29 protein-coding genes are annotated in these 21787 nt (G+C 66.6%); 20 read left to right on the top strand and 9 right to left on the bottom strand.

The features are described 5' to 3' along the window. Positions 1-31 precede the first annotated feature (31 nt). From ACQP06_RS32755 to ACQP06_RS32740, 4 genes are all read left to right on the top strand, one after another. On the top strand, positions 32-541 hold the full coding sequence (locus tag ACQP06_RS32755; RefSeq protein WP_433668782.1) for a hypothetical protein: 510 nt from the start codon (positions 32-34) through the stop codon (positions 539-541). 277 nt (positions 542-818) lie between these two features. Continuing rightward, complete coding sequence (locus ACQP06_RS32750) at positions 819-1331, top strand: hypothetical protein (protein WP_433668780.1); 513 nt, start codon at positions 819-821, stop codon at positions 1329-1331. Beyond that, positions 1331-1588 (top strand): hypothetical protein, encoded by a 258-nt coding sequence (locus ACQP06_RS32745; RefSeq protein ID WP_357090980.1) that lies wholly within the window; start codon positions 1331-1333, stop codon positions 1586-1588. Before ACQP06_RS32750 ends, ACQP06_RS32745 begins: the two co-directional genes overlap by 1 nt. A gap of 59 nt (positions 1589-1647) precedes the next feature. After that, positions 1648-1872 (top strand): hypothetical protein, encoded by a 225-nt coding sequence (locus tag ACQP06_RS32740; RefSeq protein ID WP_433668779.1) that lies wholly within the window; start codon positions 1648-1650, stop codon positions 1870-1872. 46 nt (positions 1873-1918) lie between these two features. Here the strand turns inward: ACQP06_RS32740 and ACQP06_RS32735 are convergent, their stop codons facing one another. Continuing rightward, entirely contained in the window at positions 1919-2302 is a 384-nt protein-coding gene (locus ACQP06_RS32735) for a hypothetical protein (protein ID WP_379092207.1), read from the bottom strand. Between the two features lie 272 nt (positions 2303-2574). On the opposite strand from ACQP06_RS32735, the gene hemL reads away from it, so the two are divergent. The 6 genes from hemL to ccsB all read left to right on the top strand — a co-directional run bounded on the left by hemL (position 2575) and on the right by ccsB (position 9315). Beyond that, complete coding sequence (gene hemL, locus ACQP06_RS32730) at positions 2575-3912, top strand: glutamate-1-semialdehyde 2,1-aminomutase (RefSeq protein WP_433668777.1); 1338 nt, start codon at positions 2575-2577, stop codon at positions 3910-3912. A gap of 722 nt (positions 3913-4634) precedes the next feature. Then, positions 4635-5240: a histidine phosphatase family protein gene (locus ACQP06_RS32725; RefSeq protein ID WP_357091356.1), complete on the top strand. Its 606-nt coding sequence runs from the start codon at positions 4635-4637 to the stop codon at positions 5238-5240. Beyond that, a complete protein-coding gene (locus ACQP06_RS32720) occupies positions 5237-5875 on the top strand; it encodes a TlpA family protein disulfide reductase (protein WP_433668775.1) in 639 nt (212 codons plus the stop codon). Before ACQP06_RS32725 ends, ACQP06_RS32720 begins: the two co-directional genes overlap by 4 nt. 5 nt (positions 5876-5880) lie before the next feature. Next, the gene (locus tag ACQP06_RS32715) at positions 5881-6705 is read left to right on the top strand and encodes a cytochrome c biogenesis CcdA family protein (RefSeq protein WP_433668773.1); all 825 of its coding nucleotides are present in this window, start codon (positions 5881-5883) and stop codon (positions 6703-6705) included. A 1-nt stretch (position 6706) separates the two neighbouring features. Continuing rightward, a complete protein-coding gene (resB, locus tag ACQP06_RS32710) occupies positions 6707-8326 on the top strand; it encodes a cytochrome c biogenesis protein ResB (protein WP_433668771.1) in 1620 nt (539 codons plus the stop codon). Beyond that, entirely contained in the window at positions 8326-9315 is a 990-nt protein-coding gene (ccsB, locus tag ACQP06_RS32705; RefSeq protein ID WP_433668770.1) for a c-type cytochrome biogenesis protein CcsB, read from the top strand. Before resB ends, ccsB begins: the two co-directional genes overlap by 1 nt. On the opposite strand, the gene ACQP06_RS32700 is transcribed toward ccsB, so the two are convergent. After that, positions 9308-10531 carry a tyrosine-type recombinase/integrase gene (locus tag ACQP06_RS32700; protein ID WP_433668768.1) on the bottom strand — a complete coding sequence of 408 codons (1224 nt, stop codon included), beginning with the start codon at positions 10529-10531 and terminating at the stop codon, positions 9308-9310. The two genes, ccsB and ACQP06_RS32700, sit on opposite strands and share 8 nt — an antisense overlap. Positions 10532-10533: 2 nt before the next feature. Further along, a complete protein-coding gene (locus ACQP06_RS32695) occupies positions 10534-10734 on the bottom strand; it encodes a helix-turn-helix transcriptional regulator (RefSeq protein ID WP_433668767.1) in 201 nt (66 codons plus the stop codon). An 88-nt stretch (positions 10735-10822) separates the two neighbouring features. Between ACQP06_RS32695 and ACQP06_RS32690 the strand changes: the two genes are divergently transcribed. The 4 genes from ACQP06_RS32690 to ACQP06_RS32675 all read left to right on the top strand — a co-directional run bounded on the left by ACQP06_RS32690 (position 10823) and on the right by ACQP06_RS32675 (position 15049). After that, a complete protein-coding gene (locus tag ACQP06_RS32690; RefSeq protein WP_433668766.1) occupies positions 10823-11452 on the top strand; it encodes a hypothetical protein in 630 nt (209 codons plus the stop codon). Positions 11453-12254: 802 nt separating this feature from the next. After that, positions 12255-12608, top strand: a complete 354-nt coding sequence (locus ACQP06_RS32685) for a hypothetical protein (protein ID WP_433668765.1) — start codon at positions 12255-12257, stop codon at positions 12606-12608. Beyond that, positions 12605-13411 (top strand): hypothetical protein, encoded by an 807-nt coding sequence (locus ACQP06_RS32680; RefSeq protein WP_433668764.1) that lies wholly within the window; start codon positions 12605-12607, stop codon positions 13409-13411. The genes ACQP06_RS32685 and ACQP06_RS32680 overlap by 4 nt, the downstream gene beginning before the upstream one ends. 447 nt (positions 13412-13858) lie before the next feature. Next, positions 13859-15049 carry a Rieske 2Fe-2S domain-containing protein gene (locus ACQP06_RS32675; RefSeq protein ID WP_433668762.1) on the top strand — a complete coding sequence of 397 codons (1191 nt, stop codon included), beginning with the start codon at positions 13859-13861 and terminating at the stop codon, positions 15047-15049. Between the two features lie 8 nt (positions 15050-15057). On the opposite strand, the gene ACQP06_RS32670 is transcribed toward ACQP06_RS32675, so the two are convergent. From ACQP06_RS32670 to ACQP06_RS32660, 3 genes are all read right to left on the bottom strand, one after another. Beyond that, positions 15058-15258: a hypothetical protein gene (locus ACQP06_RS32670; protein ID WP_357090996.1), complete on the bottom strand. Its 201-nt coding sequence runs from the start codon at positions 15256-15258 to the stop codon at positions 15058-15060. Between the two features lie 175 nt (positions 15259-15433). Continuing rightward, positions 15434-15622, bottom strand: a complete 189-nt coding sequence (locus ACQP06_RS32665) for a hypothetical protein (RefSeq protein WP_433668759.1) — start codon at positions 15620-15622, stop codon at positions 15434-15436. Between the two features lie 82 nt (positions 15623-15704). Then, the gene (locus ACQP06_RS32660; protein ID WP_213559159.1) at positions 15705-15935 is read right to left on the bottom strand and encodes a BldC family transcriptional regulator; all 231 of its coding nucleotides are present in this window, start codon (positions 15933-15935) and stop codon (positions 15705-15707) included. 253 nt (positions 15936-16188) lie between these two features. Between ACQP06_RS32660 and ACQP06_RS32655 the strand changes: the two genes are divergently transcribed. Then, on the top strand, positions 16189-16500 hold the full coding sequence (locus ACQP06_RS32655) for a DUF4229 domain-containing protein (RefSeq protein WP_357091000.1): 312 nt from the start codon (positions 16189-16191) through the stop codon (positions 16498-16500). Then, the gene (locus tag ACQP06_RS32650; protein ID WP_433668758.1) at positions 16497-17582 is read left to right on the top strand and encodes a PLP-dependent cysteine synthase family protein; all 1086 of its coding nucleotides are present in this window, start codon (positions 16497-16499) and stop codon (positions 17580-17582) included. Before ACQP06_RS32655 ends, ACQP06_RS32650 begins: the two co-directional genes overlap by 4 nt. A 38-nt stretch (positions 17583-17620) precedes the next feature. Here ACQP06_RS32650 and ACQP06_RS32645 read toward each other — a convergent pair whose 3' ends face one another. Then, on the bottom strand, positions 17621-18505 hold the full coding sequence (locus tag ACQP06_RS32645) for a helix-turn-helix domain-containing protein (protein ID WP_433668756.1): 885 nt from the start codon (positions 18503-18505) through the stop codon (positions 17621-17623). Between the two features lie 195 nt (positions 18506-18700). Here ACQP06_RS32645 and ACQP06_RS32640 point away from each other — a divergent pair, with 195 nt between their 5' ends. From ACQP06_RS32640 to ACQP06_RS32625, 4 genes are all read left to right on the top strand, one after another. Further along, positions 18701-18934, top strand: a complete 234-nt coding sequence (locus ACQP06_RS32640) for a hypothetical protein (RefSeq protein WP_433668754.1) — start codon at positions 18701-18703, stop codon at positions 18932-18934. A gap of 69 nt (positions 18935-19003) precedes the next feature. Next, entirely contained in the window at positions 19004-19225 is a 222-nt protein-coding gene (locus tag ACQP06_RS32635; protein WP_147207290.1) for a helix-turn-helix domain-containing protein, read from the top strand. Continuing rightward, entirely contained in the window at positions 19225-19815 is a 591-nt protein-coding gene (locus ACQP06_RS32630) for a Clp protease N-terminal domain-containing protein (protein WP_433668752.1), read from the top strand. The genes ACQP06_RS32635 and ACQP06_RS32630 overlap by 1 nt, the downstream gene beginning before the upstream one ends. A gap of 67 nt (positions 19816-19882) precedes the next feature. Then, a complete protein-coding gene (locus tag ACQP06_RS32625) occupies positions 19883-20263 on the top strand; it encodes a phage holin family protein (protein WP_379275911.1) in 381 nt (126 codons plus the stop codon). Positions 20264-20286: 23 nt separating this feature from the next. Here ACQP06_RS32625 and ACQP06_RS32620 read toward each other — a convergent pair whose 3' ends face one another. Both ACQP06_RS32620 and ACQP06_RS32615 read right to left on the bottom strand, forming a co-directional pair. After that, positions 20287-21156, bottom strand: coding sequence for a 1,4-dihydroxy-2-naphthoate polyprenyltransferase (locus tag ACQP06_RS32620; protein WP_433668751.1), 870 nt, complete (start codon positions 21154-21156; stop codon positions 20287-20289). 60 nt (positions 21157-21216) lie between these two features. Beyond that, on the bottom strand, positions 21217-21672 hold the full coding sequence (locus ACQP06_RS32615; protein WP_433668749.1) for an SRPBCC family protein: 456 nt from the start codon (positions 21670-21672) through the stop codon (positions 21217-21219). Positions 21673-21787 lie beyond the last annotated feature (115 nt).

The raw sequence follows: 21787 nt of genomic DNA, 5'->3' as shown, positions 1-21787 counted from the left end.
ACCGGAACGAGTAGCTCTGATCGTGAATCCCATGGTCCCGCCGAACGATCCGGCGCGTCCGGCGCCCGAGGACGTCGGCACCGCCTGTCAGCTCTGGTACGTCGCGCTCGGGGTCGGGCTGGTGCAGTTGATCGCCTCGCTGATCGCGCAGTTCGGGCAGCGGAACGAATTGGCGCAGCAGATGTTCGACCAGGTGAAGGAGCAGCAACCGGCGATCACCCTGGCACAGGTGGAGGTCTGGGCCGCCGTCGTGTTCGTGCTGGTCGCGGTGTTCTGGCTGGTGCTGTCCGGAGCCGGGGTGGCGGTGGTGTGGCAGCTGGGGCGCGGAAAGAACTGGGCCCGTGCGGTTCTCACCGGTTTCGGCATCTTCCTGGTGCTCGGCGCGGCGGGGACGCTGTTCGGTGTCGGCGCCAAGGAGAGCGGGGTGGCCGCGCTGGTCGCGGGCGGCGCGGGCATCGTCCAGGCGGTACTCGCCGGCGGGGCCGTATTCCTCTGCTACCGAAGCGAATCCGAGGCCTACTTCCGGCCCGGACCGCGCTAGGTTACCGCCGAGTTTGTTACGCGGGTGTCAACGCGTTATGGTGAGGGCAGTCACAGGTATTTCGGGAACCGGAAGCCGGGCCCCAGGCGTTGAGCGTGGGCGTGCGGCGCCGGGAAGGCGGAGGCAACGATGCGAGTGGTGATCCAGCAGCCGCACAGCCTGCGGCGCGATGTCGCGGTGCTGAGCTTGTTGTTCCTCTTCGGTCTGCTGACCCTCGCCGTACTCCTGATTCCGGGCCTGGCCCACTGAGCCGTTCCGCGATCTTTACGCTCGACCTATGAGTGAGGCCATCAACGCCCCCGGGGCCGTGCTGTTCTCCGAACCCGGCGCGCGCTGGCGGACCATCGCCTACGGACCCGCGATGTGCGCGATCATCCTGGGCATCGAGCTGATCCGCGGCGGCGACATCCACTGGTTCGGGCTCGTCTTCTGCGCCGTGCTGCTGGCCGGGTTCGTCTGGTTGCAGGTGATCGCGGGCAAGCGGCACATCAGTGTCGAGCTGACCCCCGAGCAGCTGCGCGAGGGCACCGAGGTGGTGCCGTTGCGCGACATCGCCGAGGTGCTGCCCGAAGACGACGAGGAGTCCTGGGATTATGAGGACTGGCAGTCCGCGCGGGCGCTGGGCGAGCTGACCGGAGTACCACGGCGGCGTAAGGGAATCGGCCTGAAACTGACCGACGGTCGGCTGGTGCAGGCGTGGGCGCGTGACCATGTCACGCTGCGCGCGGCGCTGACCGAGGCCTTGGGCCACCCGCGCGGGACCGACGACGAGCCTCGGGAGGCGCTGTGATGCGGTGGCTGACGATAGCGGCCGAGATCGTGCTGGTGCCGGTGCTGGCCGTCGCGGCGGTGTGGTGCTGGCGGCACGGGGTGCAGACCACGGTGTTCAAGGCGCAGGGAGAGGCGCCGTCGTTCGGTGCGACCCGCTACGTCGGGCCGTGGCTGGCGGGGTCCGCGGCGCTGGTGATCATGGCCGGACTGTCGCTGATCGACGGGGCCGCGCGGGCGGTTCGCGCTCGGCGAGCCTGGTCCGACACGCCGTATTGAGGGGTGCGAAGTCGGTTTTCGCCTCGGTCGGCCTCGGGCCGGCGCGGAGAATCATCGGCATGAAGCGCACAGAACTCGTGAAACGCATCGCGCCCGCGGTGCTGGCCGCGGGGCTCGTCGGCGCTGTGGTCGTGGCTCCGGCCGCCGCGGCCCCGGTCGATACCGTCCCGGATTACGGGTCACCACTGCTGGTGATGTCCTGGCAAGACCTACTACCGTCCCCGCTGAACTGCCTGCTGTCCACCGGATGGGCGGCGTTCTGCCTGGGGATTCCGCTCCCGTAGCGGAGGGTGCGGCGGCGCGACCGCAGACCGCGCCGCCGTCTCCGCCTCAGTTCCAGTTCTGGTAAACATCCAGCACGCGACCGCCCTTGGTGCCGGGCAGGTTCACGAACAGGGTCACCGTGCCGTCGGGATGATCGGCGGCCTCCATCATCACCTGACGCAGGGAGGCGTGTACGCCGCCCTTGTCGTCCTTGTAGATGGTGGTGTCGGGCTCCAGGCCCGCGCCCATCCGGCTCAACGGGACGAACATGCTGACCACCGCGGGTAAGGGCCCATCGGCGATCGCGGCCGTCTCTTGATGCGACAGCGCCACCCCCACTCGCCCCTGGTCGATCTGCACCAGCGGCACCGCGGCCTGCGCCACCCCGGGCGCGGCGGCCAGACCGGCCGCCACCGCGATGATCCCTACCCCGAACCGAACGACCCGCATACGTCCCGCCCTCTCTCCGAAGCCGTTTCCTACGTCGAGACATTACGCATCAGCTATCTAGTAGCGAATTACGTTGTCCGAATCTCATTTCGGCGTGTTGCTCGGACCCGCGTCATCGAGGACCCGCTCGCCGGCTCCCATGATCTCAGCCGTCGGCCGTCGAGATGCGCGCTTCGATCCGGGGTGCGAAGATGTCGGGTTGGCTGTGGGAAGAGCCACTCGACTACACCCTGTCGTCGACGGGGGCGGGGGCGGCTGAGAGACTGGGTGCCGTGAGTTCTTCTCCGCGTGTGAGCCAGGCGTCGGTCCCGGTCTCAGCCCACCTTTTCGAACGCGCCGCGGCGGTCATTCCCGGCGGCGTGAATTCGCCGGTGCGGGCGTTCAATTCCGTGGGCGGCACGCCGCGGTTCATCGCCTCCGCGCGCGGGTGCACGCTGACCGACGCCGACGGCAACGACTACGTGGACCTGGTGTGCTCGTGGGGCCCGATGATCCTCGGGCACGCGCACCCGGCGGTCGTCGAGGCCGTGCAGCGGGCCGCCACCGGCGGTCTGTCCTTCGGCGCGCCGACCGAGGCCGAAATCGAACTCGCCGAGGCCATCGCGGCCCGGGTCGCTCCGGTCGACCGGGTCCGCCTGGTGAACTCGGGCACCGAGGCCACCATGAGCGCGGTCCGGCTGGCCCGCGGCTTCACCGGCCGCACCAAGATCGTGAAGTTCAGCGGCTGCTACCACGGGCACGTGGACGCGCTGCTGGCCGACGCGGGCTCCGGCGTCGCCACCCTGGGCCTGCCCACCTCGCCCGGCGTCACCGGCGCTCAGGCCGCCGACACCCTGGTGCTGCCCTACAACGACCTCGGGGCCGTGGCCGCCGCCTTCGCCGCCCACCCGGGCGAGATCGCGTGCGTCATCACCGAGGCCGCCGCGGGCAATATGGGCGCGGTCGCGCCGGTCCCCGGTTTCAACGAGGGACTGCGCCGGCTCACCACCGAGCACGGCGCGCTGCTGATCATGGACGAGGTCATGACCGGTTTCCGGGTCAGCCACTCGGGCTGGTTCGGCATCGACGGCGTGGCCGGCGACCTGTACACCTTCGGCAAGGTGATGAGCGGCGGCCTGCCCGCCGCCGCGTTCGGCGGGCGCGCCGACATCATGAACCACCTGGCCCCGCTCGGCCTGGTCTACCAGGCGGGCACCCTGTCCGGGAACCCGGTCGCGGTGGCCGCGGGCCTGGCCACGCTGCGCACCGCCGACGAGTCGGTGTACGCCACCCTGAACAAGAACTCCGAGCGCCTGGGCGGGCTGCTCACCGAGGCGCTGACCGCCGAAGGCGTCGCGCACCGGGTGCAATTCGCGGGCAATATGGTGAGCGTGTTCTTCGCCGAGAACCCGGTCACCGACTACGCCGCCGCCAAGGCCGCCGAGACCTGGCGTTTCCCAGCCTTCTTCCACGCGCTGCTGGATGCCGGTGTGTACGCGCCCCCGAGCGCCTTCGAAGCGTGGTTCGTCTCGGCCGCTCTCGACGAGGACGCGTTCGACCGCATCGCCGCCGCCCTCCCCGCCGCCGCGCGCGCCGCGGCGGCCGCCACTCCCGAAGGATCCGCCGCGTGAGCTCCGTCCACCCCGACTCGGGCGTACCCGCCCCCGCCCAGCACGAGGCTCCTCTCTCCGCCGAAGAGGCCACCCGCCTCCTGGACTCCATCCGCCAAGCCGAGGACGAACTCGCCGAGACCGGCGAGAACATCGCTGTCGCCCCGGTGGGCGACGTGACCGCCCCGGTGGCCGAACCCCGGCCCGCCGCAACGGAATCCGATGATTCCGGCGTGGTCGTGGCCGACGACCCCGAGCCGGTCTTCGAGGCCGCGATCGCCGCCGCCGAGCAGTTCGCCGCCGCTCCCGCCCGGGCCGAGGCGCCCGCCGAGGCTTCGGAGCCCGCGACCCCCGAGGTTGTCGAGCCCGCGACCGCCGAGGTTGTCGAGCCCGCGACCCCCGAGGTCGTCGAGCCTGCGACCCCCGAGGTTGTCGAGCCCGCGACCGCCGAGGTTGTCGAGCCCGCGATCACGGAGGCCGTGGAGCCCGCGACCACCGAGGCTGTGGAATCCGCCCCCGCGGAGGCTGTGGAATCCGCCCCCGCCGAGGCCGCGGAGCCCGCCCCCGTCGCGTTCTCGTCCGAGATCGTCGTCGAGGTCGATCCCCAGACCGACGAGTCCGTCGTCGCGGAAGCCGACTTCGCCGTCGCCGACACCGAGGTTCCCGCCCCGGCCTCCGGCACCGGCGGCGGCCTGATCCTCCCCGGTGATGTGGCCAGCGACGTGGAGACGATCGTCCATGTCATGCGCCACGGCGAGGTCCACAATCCGAACGGTGTCCTCTACGGCCGCCTGCCCGGTTTCCAGCTGTCGGTGACCGGCCGCGCGCAGGCCCAGGCCGTGGCGCGTTCACTGTCCGATCACGACATCGCGCTGGTGGTGGCCTCGCCGCTGCAGCGCGCGCAGGAGACCGCGGATCCGATCGCCAAGGGCCACGGCCTGATCATCCGCACCGACGACAATCTGATCGAGGCGGGCAACACCTTCGAGGGCCTGCGGGTCTCGGCGAGCGACGGCGCGCTGCGCAAGCCCCGCCACTGGTGGAAGCTGCGCGACCCGTTCACCCCGTCCTGGGGTGAGCCGTACCTGCAGATCGCGCACCGCATGCTGGCCGCGGTGAACAAGGCGCGGGTGGAGGCCGCCGGTCGAGAGGCCGTGCTGGTGTCGCATCAGCTGCCGGTGTGGACGCTGCGCCGCTTCCTGCAGGGGCAGCGCCTGTGGCACGACCCGCGGAACCGGCAGTGCTCGCTGGCATCGCTGACTTCCCTGGTCTACCAGGGCGATACGTTGATCGACATCGTCTACTCGGAGCCCGCCGGCGCCTCCGACCCCACGGTGACCGGGGCATGAGCCGCGCCATCGCGTCCCGGTCCGCGTTCGTCCGACACCCGCTGCGGCGGGTGGCGGGCCTGCTGGCGGGGCTGACCGTGGTGGCCCTGCTCGCCGGGTGCACGACGGCGGGCAAGGACGCGGTGGCCCAGGGCGGCACCTTCGATTTCGTCTCGCCGGGCGGCAAGACGGAGATCTTCTACGATCCGCCGTCCGCGCGCGGCACCATCGGCAAGCTGTCCGGCCCGGATCTGATGCACGACGGCAAGACCACATCGGTGGACGATTTCCCCGGCAAGGTCGTGGTGCTCAACATCTGGGGCCAGTGGTGTGGCCCGTGCCGCGCGGAAGTCGGTGCGCTGGAACAGGTTTACGAGGCGACCAAGGACAATGGCGTCGCCTTCCTGGGCATCAACGTGCGCGACAACCAGAAGGACAAGGCCCAGGATTTCGTGACCGACAACAAGGTCGGTTACCCCTCCGTCTACGACCCGGCCATGCGCAGCCTGCTCGCGCTCGGCGGCAAGTTCCCGACCAGCGTCATCCCCACCACCATCGTGCTGGACAAGCAGCATCGGGTGGCGGCGGTGTTCCTGCGCAGCCTGCTGGCCGAGGACCTGCGGCCGGTGGTGGATCGACTGGCGGCCGAGCAGTGAATCACGTGACCTACCTGGCGAGCGTGGGAGATTCGTTCCAGCAGACCGCCGCCTCCGGACCGCTGCTGCTCGCGCTGGGCGCGTGCCTGCTGGCGGGCCTGGTGTCGTTCGCCTCGCCGTGCGTGGTGCCCTTGGTTCCCGGCTACCTGTCGTATCTGGCGGGCGTGGTCGGCGCGGAGGCCCCGCCGGTGACGGTGGAATCGGCGCGGACCGCGAAAACCGCCGTGGCGGGCCGCAATTCGGCGCGCCTGCGGGTAGCGGGCGCGGCGGCGCTGTTCGTGGCGGGCTTCACCGTCGTGTTCGTGCTGGCCGCCACCACCGTGTTCGGCACCATGCAGGCGCTGACCCTCAATCGTGAACTGCTGCAACGGGTCGGCGGCGTGGTGACCATCGTGATGGGTCTGGCCTTCATCGGCCTGATCCCGATGCTGCAGCGCGACACCCGCATGGAGCCGCGTCGTTTCACCGGCCTCATCGGGGCCCCGCTGCTGGGCGCGGTGTTCGCGCTCGGCTGGACCCCGTGCCTGGGCCCGACGCTGTCGGGTGTGATGGCGGTGTCGGCGGGCACCGAGGGCACCACCGCGGTGCGCGGCGTGGCGCTGATCGTGGCCTACTGCCTCGGCCTGGGGCTGCCGTTCATCATCCTGGCGTTCGGTTCGGCGACCGCGTTGCGGGCCGTCGGCTGGCTGCGCCGTAATTCCCGCACCATCCAGGTGACCGGCGGGCTGCTGTTGGTGGCCGTCGGCATCGCCCTGGTGACCGGATCGTGGGACGTGTTCGTCTCCTGGGTCCGCGACGCCTTCGTCTCGAATGTGACCCTGCCGATCTGACATGACTGCCACCATCGAAACCCCCAGCGCCCCCGCCCGTCCGCCGCGTCAGTCGCCGCCGCGCCGCGTCCTCGGTCTGCTCCGCAACACCTGGCGTGGCCTGACCAGCATGCGCACCGCGCTCATGCTGCTGTTCCTGCTGGCCCTGGCCGCCATTCCGGGCGCGCTGCTGCCGCAGCGCAGCCTCAACGCGGGCAAGGTCGACGACTACATCCGCAATCGCGCGACCCTGGGTCCGTGGATGGACCGGCTGCAGCTGTTCGACGTGTTCTCCAGCTTCTGGTTCACGGCCGTCTACGTGCTGCTGTTCGTCTCGCTGGTGGGCTGCATCCTGCCGCGCTGCGTGGACCACTACCGGGCCTTGCGTGCGCCGCTGACCAGGGCTCCGCGCAACCTGTCCCGCCTGCCGCACCACTGGTCCGGCACCGACGCGGAGACCCCGGAGCAGGTGCTGGACCGGGCCCGCGGCCAGATGCGCGGCTGGCGCACGGTGGTGCAGCCGGGCGATCGCGACGGGGAGCTGACCCTGTCCGCGGAGAGGGGCTACACCCGCGAGCTCGGCAACCTGGTCTTCCATCTCGCGTTGGTGGGCCTGCTGGCGGCGATCGCGATCGGCAAGCTGTTCGGCTACGAGGGCAATGTCGTGGTGCTCGCCAATGACGGCCCCGGCTTCTGCACCACCTCGCCCGCGGTGTTCGACTCGTTCCGCGCGGGCAATGTCAACGACGGCACCGGGCTGACCCCGATGTGCGTGCGGGTCAAGGACTTCAAGGCCGACTACCTGAAGAACGGTCAGGCGGCGATGTTCACCTCGAACATCCAGTACCAGACCGGCACCGACCTGGCCTCCGGGACGTGGAACGACACCACCATCCAGGTGAACCATCCGCTGCGCGTCGCCGGTGACCGGGTGTACCTGCAGGGCCACGGCTTCGCGCCCAAGTTCACGGTGACCTTCCCGAACGGGCAGACCCGCACCGAGGCCATCCAGTGGAAGCCGGACGACGCCTCCACCTTCCTGTCCTCGGGTGTGCTGCGCGTCGATCCGCCGGGCGGCATGTATCCGAGCGAGGAGGAGCGCCGCAAGCATCAGGTGGCGATCCAGGGCCTGTTCGCGCCGACCGCGCTCATGCACGGCCAGCTGCTCACCTCCCGGTATCCGGCGATGACCGATCCCGCGGTGGCGATCGACATCTACAAGGGCGACACGGGCCTGGACACCGGCCGCGCGCAGTCGCTGTTCGCACTGGATCCGGAGATGATCAAGCAGGGCCGCCTGGTGAAGGAACAGCGGGTGAACCTGAAGCCGGGGGAGACCGCGACCCTGCCCGACGGCACCAAGGTGACCTTCGACGGCGCGGAAGAGTTCGTGAACCTGCAGGTCTCGCACGATCCGGCGCAGCAGTGGGTGCTGGTGTCGGCGTTGACCATGATGGCGGGCCTGCTGGTGTCGCTGCTGGTGAAGCGTCGTCGCATCTGGTTGCGGGTGTACCCCGGCGAGGCGTCCGACGGTGTACGACGTACCGTAGTAGAAATGGGTGGTTTGGCCCGCACCGACCAGGCCGGCTGGGGCGGCGAGTTCGACCGCCTGCGTGAGCGGCTGCTGACGGGAGAGAAGTAATGCCGATCGACGAGAATCTCGCCTCCTACAGCGATCTCGGATTCAAATCGGCCATCGTGATCTACGCGCTGGTCTGGATCATGCTGGTCTGGCAGTTCGCCCTCACCCGTACGGTGCCGACCACCACCCGCGAATTGGTCACCGCCGGTGGCGGTTCCGAGCCGGTCGCCGAGCGGCCCGCGCCGAACGTGCCCGGCAAGGTGGAGTCCCGCGGAGTCGGTCGCCCCTTCTCGGAGCGTCTCGGCAATATGGGCTTCGCGGTCGTGTTCGTCGGATTCGGCGTGCACGTGGCCTCGATCGTCCTGCGCGGCTTCGCGACCCACCGTTTCCCGCTGGGCAATATGTTCGAGTTCATCTCGATGGCCTGTGCCGCCGCGGTCCTGCTCGGCCTGGTCCTGCTGAACGATCAGCGCTACCGCGGCATGTGGTCCTTCCTGCTGACCCCGGTCCTGATCCTGCTGTTCCTGGCGGGCACCAAGCTGCACGTGGACGCGGCCCCCGTCGTTCCCGCCCTGAAGTCCTACTGGCTGCCGATCCACGTCACCGTGATCTCGATCGGTTCGGGCGTCTTCCTGGTCTCGGGTATCGCGAGCCTGCTGTTCCTGTTCCGCATCTGGCAGCCCGCGGGCGCGGAGGCCGACAACATCTGGGGCCAGCTGGCCCGCCGCCTCCCCGACGCCCAGCTCCTGGACCGCCTGGCCTACCGCACCACCATCATCGGCTTCCCCATCTTCGGCTCGGGCGTCATCCTGGGCGCGATCTGGGCCGAGGCCGCCTGGGGCCGCTTCTGGGGCTGGGACCCGAAGGAGACCTGCTCCTTCATCGCCTGGGTTCTCTACGCCGCCTATCTGCACGCCCGTGCCACCTCCGGCTGGCGCGACACCAAGGCCGCCTGGATCAACATCGCCGGTTTCGTCGCGATGCTCTTCAACCTCTTCATCATCAACATCGTGGTCAGCGGCCTGCACAGCTACGCGGGCCTCAACTAGCCCGATCTACCTGCGGGTTCTCGGATTGATCCGGTACGGAATTACCGGATTTTTCCGTCTTGGTACGCAGTGGGTACGCAGTCTTGCCAAAATGCTCCTGAAGGACGGCGGCCACGGCTGTCCGTGTGGTCGCGTCCGCGTCCGGCCACAGGTGGGCGTAGTAGCGCAGGGTGGTCACCGCGCTGCCATGACGGACACGGGCCTGGACAGTCTTGATGTCCGCAGCCTGCCGGATCAGTAGGGAGGCGTAGAAGTGGCGTAGATCCTGGAAGCTGAAGCCGTCGGGAAGTCCGGGGATGTCCGCCCTCACTGACCGCACGTGCCACCCGATGACCCAGGGGGACACAGGCTTGGCCAACTCGTCACTGACCACGTGTCCGCCTGTCCGCCACCCGATCGCGGTCTTCAGCAGATCCGCGAGTTCCTGCGGAATCGGGACGGGCGTATCACTGGCCTTGGTCTTGAGCGGGCGATCCGGCCATTGCCGCTGGGGATAGACCATGCCGCCCTCGAAGTCGACATCTTCGACGCGGAGTGCGGCGGCCTCCGAGATGCGAAGCCCGACGAATGCGCCGAGCAGAACCGCCACCCGCAGATGCTCGGGCATCGCGTCGTACAAAGCCCAGATCTGCTCGATAGTTGCAACATAGATTTTCTGTTGACCCGCATTCGGTGATGTCCGGCGCGAGCACGGGTTACGTGACAACAAATTGTCATGTACTGCATCGCTGAAGATCTGGGACAGCCGAGAGTGGAGCGAGTAGACGTAGCTGTCGGCCAGTCCCTCAGCCTTCAGCTTCGCCGTCCACGCCTTCACAGCGGACGGCCGGACGGCCGACAGCCTCAGATCGCCGAATTCCGCCTTGATCTTCTTGACATGCCATTTCGCCAGCTGCACTGTGTTATCCCGGTGCTGGGCATAGCCTTTCAGCCACTCGTCACACCACTGGCCGACGGTCTTCTGAGCGTCGCGCGGCCGTATGTGGGTTCCGGAGACCAGTGAGGCCGTCTGAATATCGAGCCAGGATTGTGCATCGGTCTTCCTGACGAACCGCTTCGAATGTTCGTGACCGCTGTCATCGACATATCTTGCGCGCCAACGCTTCCCGGTTCCATGCAGCTTCGACGGAACGCGTCGCGTGGTGCCGTCCTGCTCGCGGATGGTCTTGTACCAGAGGTCTTCGACCCCGGCGCGCCGGTTCCGTCGAGCTGGCATGATCAGGCCGCCCCGTCGTTGGTTGTCGCGGCTTCCTGTTCGGCGATCCACGCCAGAATGACGCTCTCTCGCCAGACGCGGCGGCGGCCGAGCTTGAAACTGGTTGGCCCCGAGCCGATATGCGCCCAGTAGCGCCATGTGGACGCAGGAATTCCTGTCAGTTCCTCGCAGTCCTTGGCCTGGAGGTAGCGATCATGATCCATCAGGCCACGGCCTCAGGTAGCGCGAATTTAGTCATGACCGCCTGGATTGACACGTACGTGTCAATTCCCGGAAGAGCTTTCGGCGATCATGACCGACTCCGACACCATCACCGGCCTTCTCGTCTCCGCCCTCGAAACCACGTGGGTGAAAATCCGCCACCTGCACCCGGACGTACCTAGTGTGGTGCTAACCGTAGGAGCCGGATCGGCCGGCGGGGAACTGACCCTCGGCCACTTCGCCCCGTACCGCTGGATCCGCGGTGAGTACGAACTTCATGAGCTGTTCGTCGGCGGCGAAGGACTCCAGCGCGGTCCGGTCGACGTTCTTGGCACCTTGCTGCACGAAGCCGCCCACGGCGTCGCGGTCGTCCGCGACATCAAAGACACCAGCCGCCAGGGCCGCTGGCACAACGAGCGATACCGCGCCCTCGGCGAAGAACTTGGGCTTAGCTTGGCGAAGGATCCCAAGATCGGATGGTCCGTGACTGCGGTGCCCGATGATACTCGGGGTCTGTACCGAGACGAGCTGGAGGAACTCGCTTCCGGGCTGGTGGCCTACCGGCGACGTGAGCCGGACCCACGTGACGGTCACAAGTCCAGTAACAACGGCGTTGCCGCGACGTGTGACTGTGGACGCAAGATCCGCGTCTCAAGAGGCACCTACGAGGATGGGCCAATCTACTGCGGTACCTGTAATAGCCGCTTCAAGATCGGCTGAGTGTGCTCTCGAACTGTCAAACTGCCTGTCTATCAGCATCTTTCGCGATCGGGATGTCCTTGAACGTCCGATGTTTGCCGCAGGTTCGCCTGCGATCTCATACAAACTGTAGGAAAGTGATCCCTGTCACAGTCAATTGTCGCGCGGATTTGAACATAGAGCCCGGGGGAGCGCCGAGTCCGGTCCCCGCATGGGGTGACTTATAGCGTTTGGGTATGAACTGGCGGTAGCGGTCATCGTTGCTGCCTGACGGCCGGGTTAATCTCCTACAGCGCGTTCGGAGTTGTTGCGCTGCAAGGGAAGCGCCCCGAACTGTTGGAGCAGTTCGAGGCGCGGTTGCCAAACCAGTTGTCTACGCATGACGAAAGGAAGGGCCCTATGAGGGTACCGCCTGGTTCATTTCCTGTGTCCCGTCGGAGGGGTAGCGATGACCGAGGTCCGTATCGAATGCCCTGGGTGGTGTTCATGGTGACTACTGGCATCGCCACCGCCGCAGGTTTCCTCGCGGGCTGGCCTATCGCGATCCAGTGGGCGACTGCCGTGGTCGCCATGTTCACCGTTCCGCCGGTCATCCGGCGACATAGGTCATAGTCCTGAGTGTTGTGGGTCCGGCCGTGCGTTGCTCGGCGGCCGGACCACCTACTGCGGCGACTGCAACAGTTTTTTCGCAGCCTCGTAAGCGCTGCCGCCGGTCGCGGGTCTGTAGCAGGTAGCTGAACGAGCCAGGTGCGGCCTACAATCTACGAGCTGTCATCGATGGACAAGGCCGCCGCACCTTCGAGGCCAGGAACAGGAGCGTGGGTTGGCGAACTTCTCCCCACAAGGCCAAGCTGAGTTCGATGCGAAGGTAGACAAGTTCAAGCAGGATCTCTTACGCGAAGCCGACCGCATTGAAGCCGCATCTAACACTGGTGGACAGCAGGAGATCACCCCTCAGCATGTCACTCAAGCTGAATTTCTGGTTCGTCAAGGGTTAATGCGAGTTCCGAAAAGCGGGCTGGATTTTATCCCTGTGATTGCTACCCCCGCGGCTGGCATTCTGGGCGGGTGGGCAACAAACAACCTCAAATCGGGATGGGGAGTGCTTGCGGTGATAGCTGCGATTGTCGTAATTTTCATCTCGGAGGTCTACAAGCACAATAAGGATAGCCGATGAGCGACGAGCGTGACGAAGTCTTCACGGCCAGTGCTAAGCGCGCTCTGGATACGCACTTAGCTATCCAGCGACAGAGAATTTCCGAGCGTGCGATTACTGTTGCGCGGAATCGCCAGGCACGTGACGGTGGAAAATGGGATGGCAGGGTTGGGGCGACAGATATGATTGCCGCCATTTCCGCGTCGGATGAATCGGAAGGTGGCGAGATCATCCGCGCAAATTTGGCGGCTGATCTGCGCCTTCGGCGGCGTGCTCGAACCGGATTGCTTATGCGACTGTACGGCATCGCATTGGTAATTGCGGGATCCCTTGTAGGGGTGTACTTCCAGTTTGGTGACACTCTTAAGGCGTCTGCTGCATTATCATTGGCTGTTGCTGCCTCGGGCGCGGTAATTACGCTGCTAACAGTCGCGCTTTCTGGACGTTACTCTTACATCCTGAACGATCGAACGAGCCTCTTGGCTCGGGAGGAAGGTATCTATCGCACTGAATCGAGAGTTGAAAAGCTAGTCTTGCAGTCTGAATTCCTAACGGAATGGTCGGAACTTGAGCGGACTGTCAATCTTCTGGCGGCGGAAAAGCTGAGCCTCGATAGTGACCGCACGCCGAGCCTGAGAAGGATGATTCAAGGACTAGTTGACAGCGGAAGCCTCGATTCTGAAGATGAGGAGAAGTTCTTCTCGCTGCTGCAAATTCGAAACAATTTGGTTCACGGAACTGGAAGTCAAATATCGCAGAGTGAGTTGCGGGAAGCGCTTTTAGGGCTGAGGGCGCTAGCATCCACCCTCGTGCAGCGTCTGTAGCGTCCGTTGTTGGCGAGTGTCCACCCTACCCCCGGTCCTGCGTACCTATGCCTGTCCGCCCCTGTCCGTCCGGCACGGATAGTTGGCGGCACAGGTCGGGACATCCTCGTACTTCAAGGTCGCCTGACGGTACGCAGCGGGTACGCAGTTGGGCCGCGGGGAGCTACGGGTTGCCGATCGTACTCAATGTGGAATGCGTAGGCGGACGCTGAGATCGACGACAGCTTGTCGTGGCAAACGTCAAGACACGTCTTCATCATCAATATCGTGGTCAGCGGCCTGCACTCGTATGCCGGACTGAACTGATCCAGCTGTTCTCGAAGGCCCCGGCGCATCCGTGCCGGGGCCTTCTTCGTGCTGGCACTACCCCTGAGTGCTGTTGCGCTGTACGGTATTAAGCGACAGTGATTAGAACACGTTCTAGTTTTCAGTGAAGGGGAGCTCGAGATGGCAGTGACGCCGGAGGCCCGGGTTCGTAAGGTGCGCGAGATCGATGTGGGCGAGGCGCCCTCGCGATACGCGCGGGGATGGCACTGCCTCGGACTGGCCGGCACGTTCCGCGACGGTAAGCCGCACCAGGTTTCGGCCTTCGGGACCAAGCTGGTGATCTTCGCCGACAGCAAGAACGAACTGCACGTGCTCGACTCGTACTGCCGCCACCTCGGCGGCGATCTGAGCATGGGTGAGGTCAAGGGCGATTCCATCGCCTGCCCGTTCCACGACTGGCGCTGGGGCGGCAACGGCAAGTGCACCGGCATCCCGTATGCCCGCCGGGTGCCGCCGCTGGCCCGCACGCGCTCGTGGATCACCTTGGAGCGCAACGGACAGCTGTTCGTGTGGCACGACCACGAGGGCAACCCGCCCACCGACGAGGTGACGATCCCCTACATCGAGGGCCCGTTCACCGACGCCGAGGGCAACGGCCTGGAGACGATCGGCGACGGCTGGACCGACTGGACCTGGGAGTCCATGATCATCGAGGGCTCCAACTGCCGCGAGATCATCGACAACGTGGTCGACATGGCCCACTTCTTCTACATCCACTACGCCTACCCGACGTACTTCAAGAACGTCTTCGAGGGCCACGTCGCGACCCAGTACCTGGACTCCACGGCCCGCCCGGACAAGGGCATGGCCACCCAGTACGGCGGCGACTCCACCCTGAAGTCGGTGGCCTCGTACTTCGGCCCGTCGTACATGGTCAATCCGCTGATCAACAACTACAGCGGCTTCGAGCTCGAGACCGTGCTGATCAACTGCCACTACCCGATCTCGCAGGACGCCTTCGTGCTGCAGTACGGCATGTCGGTGCGCAAGCCGCAGGGTGTGGACGACGCCCAGGCGGACAAGATCGCCAAGAAGATGACCAAGGGCATCGGCGACGGCTTCCTGCAGGACGTCGAGATCTGGAAGCACAAGTCCAAGATCGAGAACCCGCTGCTGACCGAGGAGGACGGCCCGGTCTACCAGTTGCGCCGCTGGTACGACCAGTTCTACGTGGATGTCGCCGATATCGACCCGAAGTCGGTGCAGCGCTTCGAGTTCGAGGTCGACACCACCAAGGCGAACGAGGCCTGGGAGGCCGAGGTCGCCGAGAACCTGCGCCGCAAGGCGGAGGAGGACGCCCTCAGCCACTGAGGGTTTGCTCAGCCGGGCTCGTACTCGCCTAGTTCGACGTCGGTCATACGCACCTGACCCCGGGTCAGCGGCTCGTAGTCCGCGCCCGATTCCTCACGGATCAGGTGCATGTCCGATAGTTGCCCGTGCCGCTCGGCCCGCCGTGCGGCGGCTCGTTCGTCCCCGGCTTTGCGCCGGGCGTCCTGCGACAGGTTCTGTTCACGCTCCATCAGGCACCTCCGGATGGGCCCCGCTGTGGAACCGGACTGCCCCAGTATGCGCCGCGTGTCGGGTGCGGACGAAGCCCGGAAAAACGACGATCCCCCGTGGGCTGCGCCGAAGCGGTTCCACGGGGGACGGTCACATATATCGCTATGGCTACTTCATTGGCGGAACTTCGGTGAATCAGGTGGATTCGCCGTCGCGATGCTCTCGGGAGAGCCTGGCTAGGAAATCCGGATCGTCTTCGGGACCGATAATGCGGTTGCGCCGAGCTGGTGCTGGGCCGATGCCGGCCGATCGCTGGGGTCCGAAGGCCTTCCAGCACAGCATCGCGACGGTCACTACCGCGATGAGTGCCAACAGGTACGCCACGTCGCTCACCTCCTGACTTCGAGGGTAATCCGAGCGCGTACCCGAGGCACGTGAAGCGGGCGGTAATCCGTGAAAATCGGTGCTACACGCGGGCCTCGGTGGTGAGGGACCGCAGGAGTTGCAGAACTTCCGACTCCCGGAACCGGCGGTGACCGCCCGGAGTCCGAAGGGAGCCGAGCCGACCCGCGTGAGCCCACCGGGTCACGGTCTTCGGATCGACATGGAACATGGCAGCGACTTGGCCTGGGGTGAGCAGGGTGTCCTGACCGGTGACGGAACCCAATGCGCGGCTCGCCGCGGTGAACGCAGTCATTCGCAAACCTTTCCGTTTCGACAGATCCCTCATCAGTAGCGACATCGTTGCACTGCACCCCCCGGGTGTTCGAACGGTCTCGCTTTGGTAAAGAGGAAGTAATAGACAAAACGGATATCCGTTATGTGTTTACGGTCACGTTTGGCCGCGCCACAGCGAACGGCCAGCGACATACAGACCGGTTGGCCTGTCTGACCTGGGCGGACGAGGGTCGCGGCCGTTTCCCGATCCGCCGTCCCCTAGTCTGGACCGCGTGAGTGAAGCAACCCGACCCGACGGTGCGGGCCGTAGCCTGGCGCGCAATCTGGCCCTCTACACGGTGGCCCGGCTCGGGCTGGTCGCCGTCATCACCGCGATCATCGTGGGCGTCGCCGCCGCGGTGAAGGTGTCCATTCCCCTCATCGTCGCCCTGCTGTTCGCGCTGCTCATCGCCATGCCGCTGTCGCTGGTGCTGTTCAAGAAGCTGCGGACCCAGGTGAACCGGGACATCGCCGCCGTGGACGCCAAGCGCCGCGCGGATCGCGACCAGCTGCGCTCGAGGCTGCAGGGCAAGGGCGAGCAGTGAAACGCTGCGATCGCAGCGCACCCCGGGACTGGGTGGACAATGCCGTCCGGCTCATCGACGCGGACTCCCAGCGCAGCGCGGACACGCATTTGCTGCGCTACCCGCTGCCCCCGGAGCGGGGCGTTCAGCTGTACCTGAAGGACGAATCCACTCATCCGACGGGCAGTCTCAAGCACCGGCTGGCGAGATCGCTGTTCCTCTACGCCATTTGCAACGGCTGGGTCACCGAGGGCACCACGGTGGTGGAGGCTTCGTCAGGATCGACCGCGATCAGCGAGGCCTACTTCGCCAAGATGCTGGGCCTGGACTTCGTGGCCGTGGTCCCGGCGAAGACGTCTCCGGAGAAGCTGGCCCTGATCGAGGCCCAGGGCGGACGCTGTCACCTGGTCGAACACGCCCCCGACATCTACGCCGAGGCGGCGCGATTGGCGGCCGAGACCGGCGGCCACTACATGGACCAGTTCACCAATGCCGAACGCGCCACCGACTGGCGCGGCAACAACAACATCGCGGAATCCATCTTCCAGCAGATGACCCTGGAGACCCATCCGGTGCCGGAGTGGGTGGTGGTGGGCGCGGGGACCGGCGGTACCGGCGCGACCATCGGCCGCTACCTGCGCTACAAGCGGCACGAGACCCGGCTGGCCGTGGTGGATCCGGAGAACTCGGCGTTCTACGGCGGTTACGAGCTCGATGACCTGGGCTATCAGACCGGCATGCCGTCCCGGATCGAGGGCATCGGGCGGCCGCGGGTGGAACCGTCGTTCATTCCGACGGTGGTGGACTGCATGATCGAGGTGCCCGACGCGGCATCGGTGGCGACCACGCGGCACGCGAGCACGGTGCTGGGCCGGCGGGTGGGCGGCTCCACGGGCACCAATCTGTGGGGGGCCTTTGCCCTGATTGCCGAGATGATCGCCGCGAACCGTACCGGCAGTGTGGTGACGCTGCTCTGTGACGGCGGAGACCGTTATGCCGGAACCTATTTCAATGACGAATGGGTTGCCGACCAGGGGCTGAGCTTGGCCGAGCCGACCGCGGTGCTGACCGAATTCATCGCCACCGGTACTTGGTCGGGCTAGTTTTCGCACGGCACGACGGGTCGGGTGATATCGGTTGGTCACCCATCGGTAAGTTTGCTATTGAGTTGCTGCAATGGGGTTGTGGGCATCGGATCCTTACCCGGCGCAACGTTTTTCGCGCGTCTCGACGGGGTAACACCCCCCTCGGAAGCGTTAATAGCCCTTGACGTTTCGGGGCGCTGCCGCATGACCGGACGAGTCACCGCGGTGGGTCGATCGACCACCGTGCCGAGCACCAGCAGCCACGAATGCAACGTGGATTGGGTGCGCCACATATTGATCCGCATCTCGGTAATGGCCAGTGTGCGCGGATCCCGTACCAACTTGGTGAGATCGCCACGGTCGACCGCGACCGTGTCGGAATGCCACAGCAGCGCGAAGTCCGGATCGGCCAGGCACTGCTCGAGGATCTCGGCGCCGCGCTCCTCCTCGCCGGTGCGGGCGAGCTGCATGCGGAAGCGGCCGACCGCCATGCGAACCTCGTTGTCCCAGTTCACCATGACGGTCCGGGAGATCGGATTGAAGAGCAGCCATTCCAGGTAGTTGGATCCGGCCGCCAGTTCCGGGAAGAACTCCTGGTGCGCGGCGTTGACGGCGACGATGTCCCACAGCCCGCTGATGTACGCGCCGATCGCGGGGTTGAGCAGATTCAGATATTCCTGGTCGGTCGCGGTCGGCAGGTCGGGTTCGATGCTCGGCAGCGGGCCCTCGGCGAGCACGAGCGCGTACTCGAAGTCGACCGGCGTCATTTTGAGCGCGGTCGCCAGGGATTCGATGACTCGTCGGGAGGGGTTGGCGCCGCCTTCGATCTTGGTCAGGTAGGGCACCGAGAGGTTGGCCAGCCAGGCCAGTTGGGGGCGCGTGAGATTCGCGGTGGTGCGGCGCTGGCGAATGTACTCGCCGAACGTAGGTACTCCATCCATTTACTTAGGCAGACCTTACTTGTATGGCCGTCAGTTACTCGCGCGGTTGCCGACGGATACCCGTGTGGTCCCCGCTGGACGGGGGCTCGGGCAGTCCGTTCTGCTCCAATAGTTTGAAACAACAACAAATGGGGAGTCGAGTTGGGGCAGCAACCGCGGTCGGCCGGAGATGTGAATGTCACATTCGGGCCATGGGTGATCTCATCGGCGCGCGGCAGCGCCGTCACCACGCAGCACGGCACGAGGATCAACGCCTGGGAGCCGTCCGCGTTCGGTCTCTACAAGGACCGGGACGGCGATCTGTGGGAGAAGGTGCCTGGCGGCTGGCGGCTGCGGCTGCAGAACGGCATCCCGACCGACCCCGACGAGCTGTGGGACTGGACCGACGGCTGCGTGCGCGACTACGCCCCCTTCGTTCCCTTCCTCTGACGGCGAACACCCCCTTCCCGATGTCAATTTTCGTTGACGCGCGGTGGATGTCAACGTAAATTGACATTCATGAGTGAAGCAACGACTCTGGCGGCCGCCGCCGGCAGCCCCGACCCCCAGGTCGGGCTCCGCGCGGTGCTCGCACTGCGCCGGTTGCTCGAGCGACTCGAGGCCATCCAGGTCACCAATGCCCGCACCCAGGGCTGGTCCTGGCAGGCCATCGCCGACGCGCTCGAGGTCAGCCGGCAGGCGGTCCACCAGAAGTACAACCGGAAGGGCGGTATCCGCTGATGTTCGAACGATTCGCCAAACCCGCCCGCACCGCGGTCGTCCTGGCCCAGGAGGAAGCGCGCGACCTGTGCTCCTCGACCATCGAGGTCGAGCACATGCTGCTCGGACTGCTGGTCTGCCCGGACGGCGGCCTGCGGGAAATCCTTGCGGCGCACGGCCTCACCGCCGACGACGTGCGAGAGGCGCTGGCCCGCAAGCGGACCGGGGAACCGCTCGGCGCCGAGGACGCGGAGGCCCTGCGCTCCATCGGCATCGATCTCGACGCCGTCCGGGAGAGCCTCGAGGCGACCTTCGGCGAGAACGCCCTCGACGAGGCGGCCGTTCCCGCCGAGGGATCGCGCTGGCGCAAGTACTGGGGGGCGGAGGGCGGCCCGCGCGGCCACATTCCCTTCACCTCGGACTCGAAGAAGATCGTGGAGCTGTCCCTGCGGGAGGCGTTGGCCCGCAAGGCCGACCGCATCGAGGCCGGGCACATGGTGCTGGCCGTGCTGCGCGCGCCCAACCCGGTGACCCGCCGCCTGCTCGGCGACGAGGACGCGGTCCGCACCCTGCGGGACGCGGTGACCGGGTACCTGGATCGCGCGGCCTGACCGGTGTCGGCGTCCGGCCGGTACGCGATATCCGGCCGCCGCGCCGATCTCGCCCTACGATCGGGGCATGACGCTACTGATACGTCTGCTGATCAACGGGGTGGCCATCTGGCTGGCCTCCGTCTGGGTGACCGATATTCAGATCAAGACCCCAGAGGACACCACGCAGAGCAAGATCCTGGTGATCGCAGCCATCACGGTGGTATTCGCGATCGTGAACACGTTCGTGAAACCGATCGTCAAGCTGCTCTCGTTCCCGTTCATCGTGGTCTCGCTGGGTCTGTTCCTGCTGGTGATCAACGCGCTCATGCTGTGGCTGACCGCGAAGATCACCGAGACCACGGAGTACGGCCTGCGAGTGGACGGCTTCTGGGCCGCGGTGCTCGGCGGGCTCATCATCACGCTGGTGAACTGGGTGCTGGGCGTCCTGGTCCCCGACGAGGACTGAGCACCGCGGAGCGTCCGCGCGGGTCAGCCGATGGCCAGCGCGGCGCCCACCACGATCGACCAGACCAGCATCGCCTGACCGGTTCCGGCGAGGGCGGGAATCAGACCCGGCCCGTTCGCGCCGGACCGGACCGGCTCATTGGCCTTCACCGCCAGCGGCAGCGCGACCAGCGCGGCCAGTGTCCACGGACTGCGCCAGGCCAGCAGGGCCAGCGCCAGGAACGGGACCAGGATCAGCACCTGGTGCAGGGTGCGGGTGCGGGCGTCGCCCAGCCGCACGGCCAGGGTGAGCTTGCCCGACTCGGTGTCGGTGGGGATGTCGCGCAGATTATTGGTGACCAGCACCGCGCTGGAGAACGCGCCGACCGACACCGCGCACACCAGCCCCGCCCAGTCGACCCGCGCGGCCTGCACGAACTCGGTGCCCAGCACCGCCACCAGGCCGAAGAACACGAATACCGCGATCTCACCGAAGCCGCTGTACCCGTACGGGTTCCGGCCGCCGGTGTAGAACCAGGCCCCGGCCAGGCAGGCCGCGCCGACCAGGATCAGCCACCAGGCGGTGGTGAACACCAGCACCAGCCCGATGACCGCGCCGATCGTGAGGCAGGCGATGGCGGCATTGCGCACCGCGGCCGGGCCGGCGAGCTTGGAGCCGACCAGCCGCAGCGGGCCGACCCGCTCGTCATCGGTGCCGCGAATGCCGTCGGAGTAGTCGTTGGCGTAGTTGACGCCGATGATGAGCGCCACCGAAAGCAGCAGGCACAGCACCGCTTTCCACCACACGAACCCGCCGATCGAGGCCGCGGCGCCGGTGCCCGCCAGCACCGGGGCGATGGCGTTCGGAAGGGTGCGCGGCCGCGCGCCCTCGATCCACTGTGCTGCTGTAGCCATGCACCGCAGCCTAATGCGAGGGGCGCGGGCCGTGCCCGCCCAGTTCGACAGTGGTGTGGCTCAGGCCTCGGCGGCGGCCTTGAGCTGGGCCAGACCCTTCTCGAAGTCCTTGCCCACCAGGCGATCCATCGGCATGAGTTTGCCGACGAGAGCCATCAGGCCGTTCTGCTCGCCGCGCATGCGCCAGGTCACGGCGGTGGTGTCGCCCTGCGGGCGGAATTCGAAGGTGACCTGGTTGGTGGCCTTGAACGGCTTCTCGAAGTGCAGTCTGATGCCGATGGCGTCGGCGGTGGCGGAGGTGATCTCCATGTCGCCGCGCCCGGCCTTGCGGTTGCCGTTCCAGAAGTAGCGGGCCCCGATACCGCGGTCGGCCCCGCTGTAGGTGCGTTCCATGGCGGGGTCGGCGTCCTCCCATGGCGACCAGGTGCGCCACTGGTGGAAGTCGTCGACGAGCGCCTGAACCTGAGCGGGATCGGCCTTGATGACCGTCTCCCGCTGTATGTCGAATTCGGCCATGCCCAGAGCCTAGGTGCTGCCGCCCGCCGACGGCCGACCCTCGGCAAAACCGGTGGCCGCGAGTCCGGTCGCTCGGGTAAGCCGGTACCCGCGTTCGCGGCCCGGCGCGTCCGGC

Origin of the sequence: Nocardia sp. CA-136227 (genome assembly GCF_050955695.1) — a bacterium.
Classification (GTDB): Bacteria; Actinomycetota; Actinomycetes; order Mycobacteriales; family Mycobacteriaceae; genus Nocardia.
Note: the sequence above shows the minus strand (reverse complement) of the source record. Positions and strands in the feature narration are given on the sequence as shown.

Excerpts from the sequence above, each read along its gene's own strand:
- ACQP06_RS32755 (WP_433668782.1), top strand. The coding sequence starts at position 32 with ATGGTCCCGCCGAACGATCCGGCGCGTCCGGCGCCCGAGGACGTCGGC.
- ACQP06_RS32750 (WP_433668780.1), top strand. The coding sequence starts at position 819 with ATGAGTGAGGCCATCAACGCCCCCGGGGCCGTGCTGTTCTCCGAACCC.
- ACQP06_RS32745 (WP_357090980.1), top strand. The coding sequence starts at position 1,331 with ATGCGGTGGCTGACGATAGCGGCCGAGATCGTGCTGGTGCCGGTGCTG.
- ACQP06_RS32740 (WP_433668779.1), top strand. The coding sequence starts at position 1,648 with ATGAAGCGCACAGAACTCGTGAAACGCATCGCGCCCGCGGTGCTGGCC.
- ACQP06_RS32735 (WP_379092207.1), bottom strand. The coding sequence starts at position 2,302 with ATGCGGGTCGTTCGGTTCGGGGTAGGGATCATCGCGGTGGCGGCCGGT.
- ACQP06_RS32725 (WP_357091356.1), top strand. The coding sequence starts at position 4,635 with ATGCGCCACGGCGAGGTCCACAATCCGAACGGTGTCCTCTACGGCCGC.
- ACQP06_RS32720 (WP_433668775.1), top strand. The coding sequence starts at position 5,237 with ATGAGCCGCGCCATCGCGTCCCGGTCCGCGTTCGTCCGACACCCGCTG.
- resB (WP_433668771.1), top strand. The coding sequence starts at position 6,707 with ATGACTGCCACCATCGAAACCCCCAGCGCCCCCGCCCGTCCGCCGCGT.
- ccsB (WP_433668770.1), top strand. The coding sequence starts at position 8,326 with ATGCCGATCGACGAGAATCTCGCCTCCTACAGCGATCTCGGATTCAAA.
- ACQP06_RS32700 (WP_433668768.1), bottom strand. The coding sequence starts at position 10,531 with ATGCCAGCTCGACGGAACCGGCGCGCCGGGGTCGAAGACCTCTGGTAC.
- ACQP06_RS32695 (WP_433668767.1), bottom strand. The coding sequence starts at position 10,734 with ATGGATCATGATCGCTACCTCCAGGCCAAGGACTGCGAGGAACTGACA.
- ACQP06_RS32690 (WP_433668766.1), top strand. The coding sequence starts at position 10,823 with ATGACCGACTCCGACACCATCACCGGCCTTCTCGTCTCCGCCCTCGAA.
- ACQP06_RS32680 (WP_433668764.1), top strand. The coding sequence starts at position 12,605 with ATGAGCGACGAGCGTGACGAAGTCTTCACGGCCAGTGCTAAGCGCGCT.
- ACQP06_RS32675 (WP_433668762.1), top strand. The coding sequence starts at position 13,859 with ATGGCAGTGACGCCGGAGGCCCGGGTTCGTAAGGTGCGCGAGATCGAT.
- ACQP06_RS32670 (WP_357090996.1), bottom strand. The coding sequence starts at position 15,258 with ATGGAGCGTGAACAGAACCTGTCGCAGGACGCCCGGCGCAAAGCCGGG.
- ACQP06_RS32660 (WP_213559159.1), bottom strand. The coding sequence starts at position 15,935 with ATGACTGCGTTCACCGCGGCGAGCCGCGCATTGGGTTCCGTCACCGGT.
- ACQP06_RS32645 (WP_433668756.1), bottom strand. The coding sequence starts at position 18,505 with ATGGATGGAGTACCTACGTTCGGCGAGTACATTCGCCAGCGCCGCACC.
- ACQP06_RS32635 (WP_147207290.1), top strand. The coding sequence starts at position 19,004 with ATGAGTGAAGCAACGACTCTGGCGGCCGCCGCCGGCAGCCCCGACCCC.
- ACQP06_RS32630 (WP_433668752.1), top strand. The coding sequence starts at position 19,225 with ATGTTCGAACGATTCGCCAAACCCGCCCGCACCGCGGTCGTCCTGGCC.
- ACQP06_RS32625 (WP_379275911.1), top strand. The coding sequence starts at position 19,883 with ATGACGCTACTGATACGTCTGCTGATCAACGGGGTGGCCATCTGGCTG.
- ACQP06_RS32620 (WP_433668751.1), bottom strand. The coding sequence starts at position 21,156 with ATGGCTACAGCAGCACAGTGGATCGAGGGCGCGCGGCCGCGCACCCTT.
- ACQP06_RS32615 (WP_433668749.1), bottom strand. The coding sequence starts at position 21,672 with ATGGCCGAATTCGACATACAGCGGGAGACGGTCATCAAGGCCGATCCC.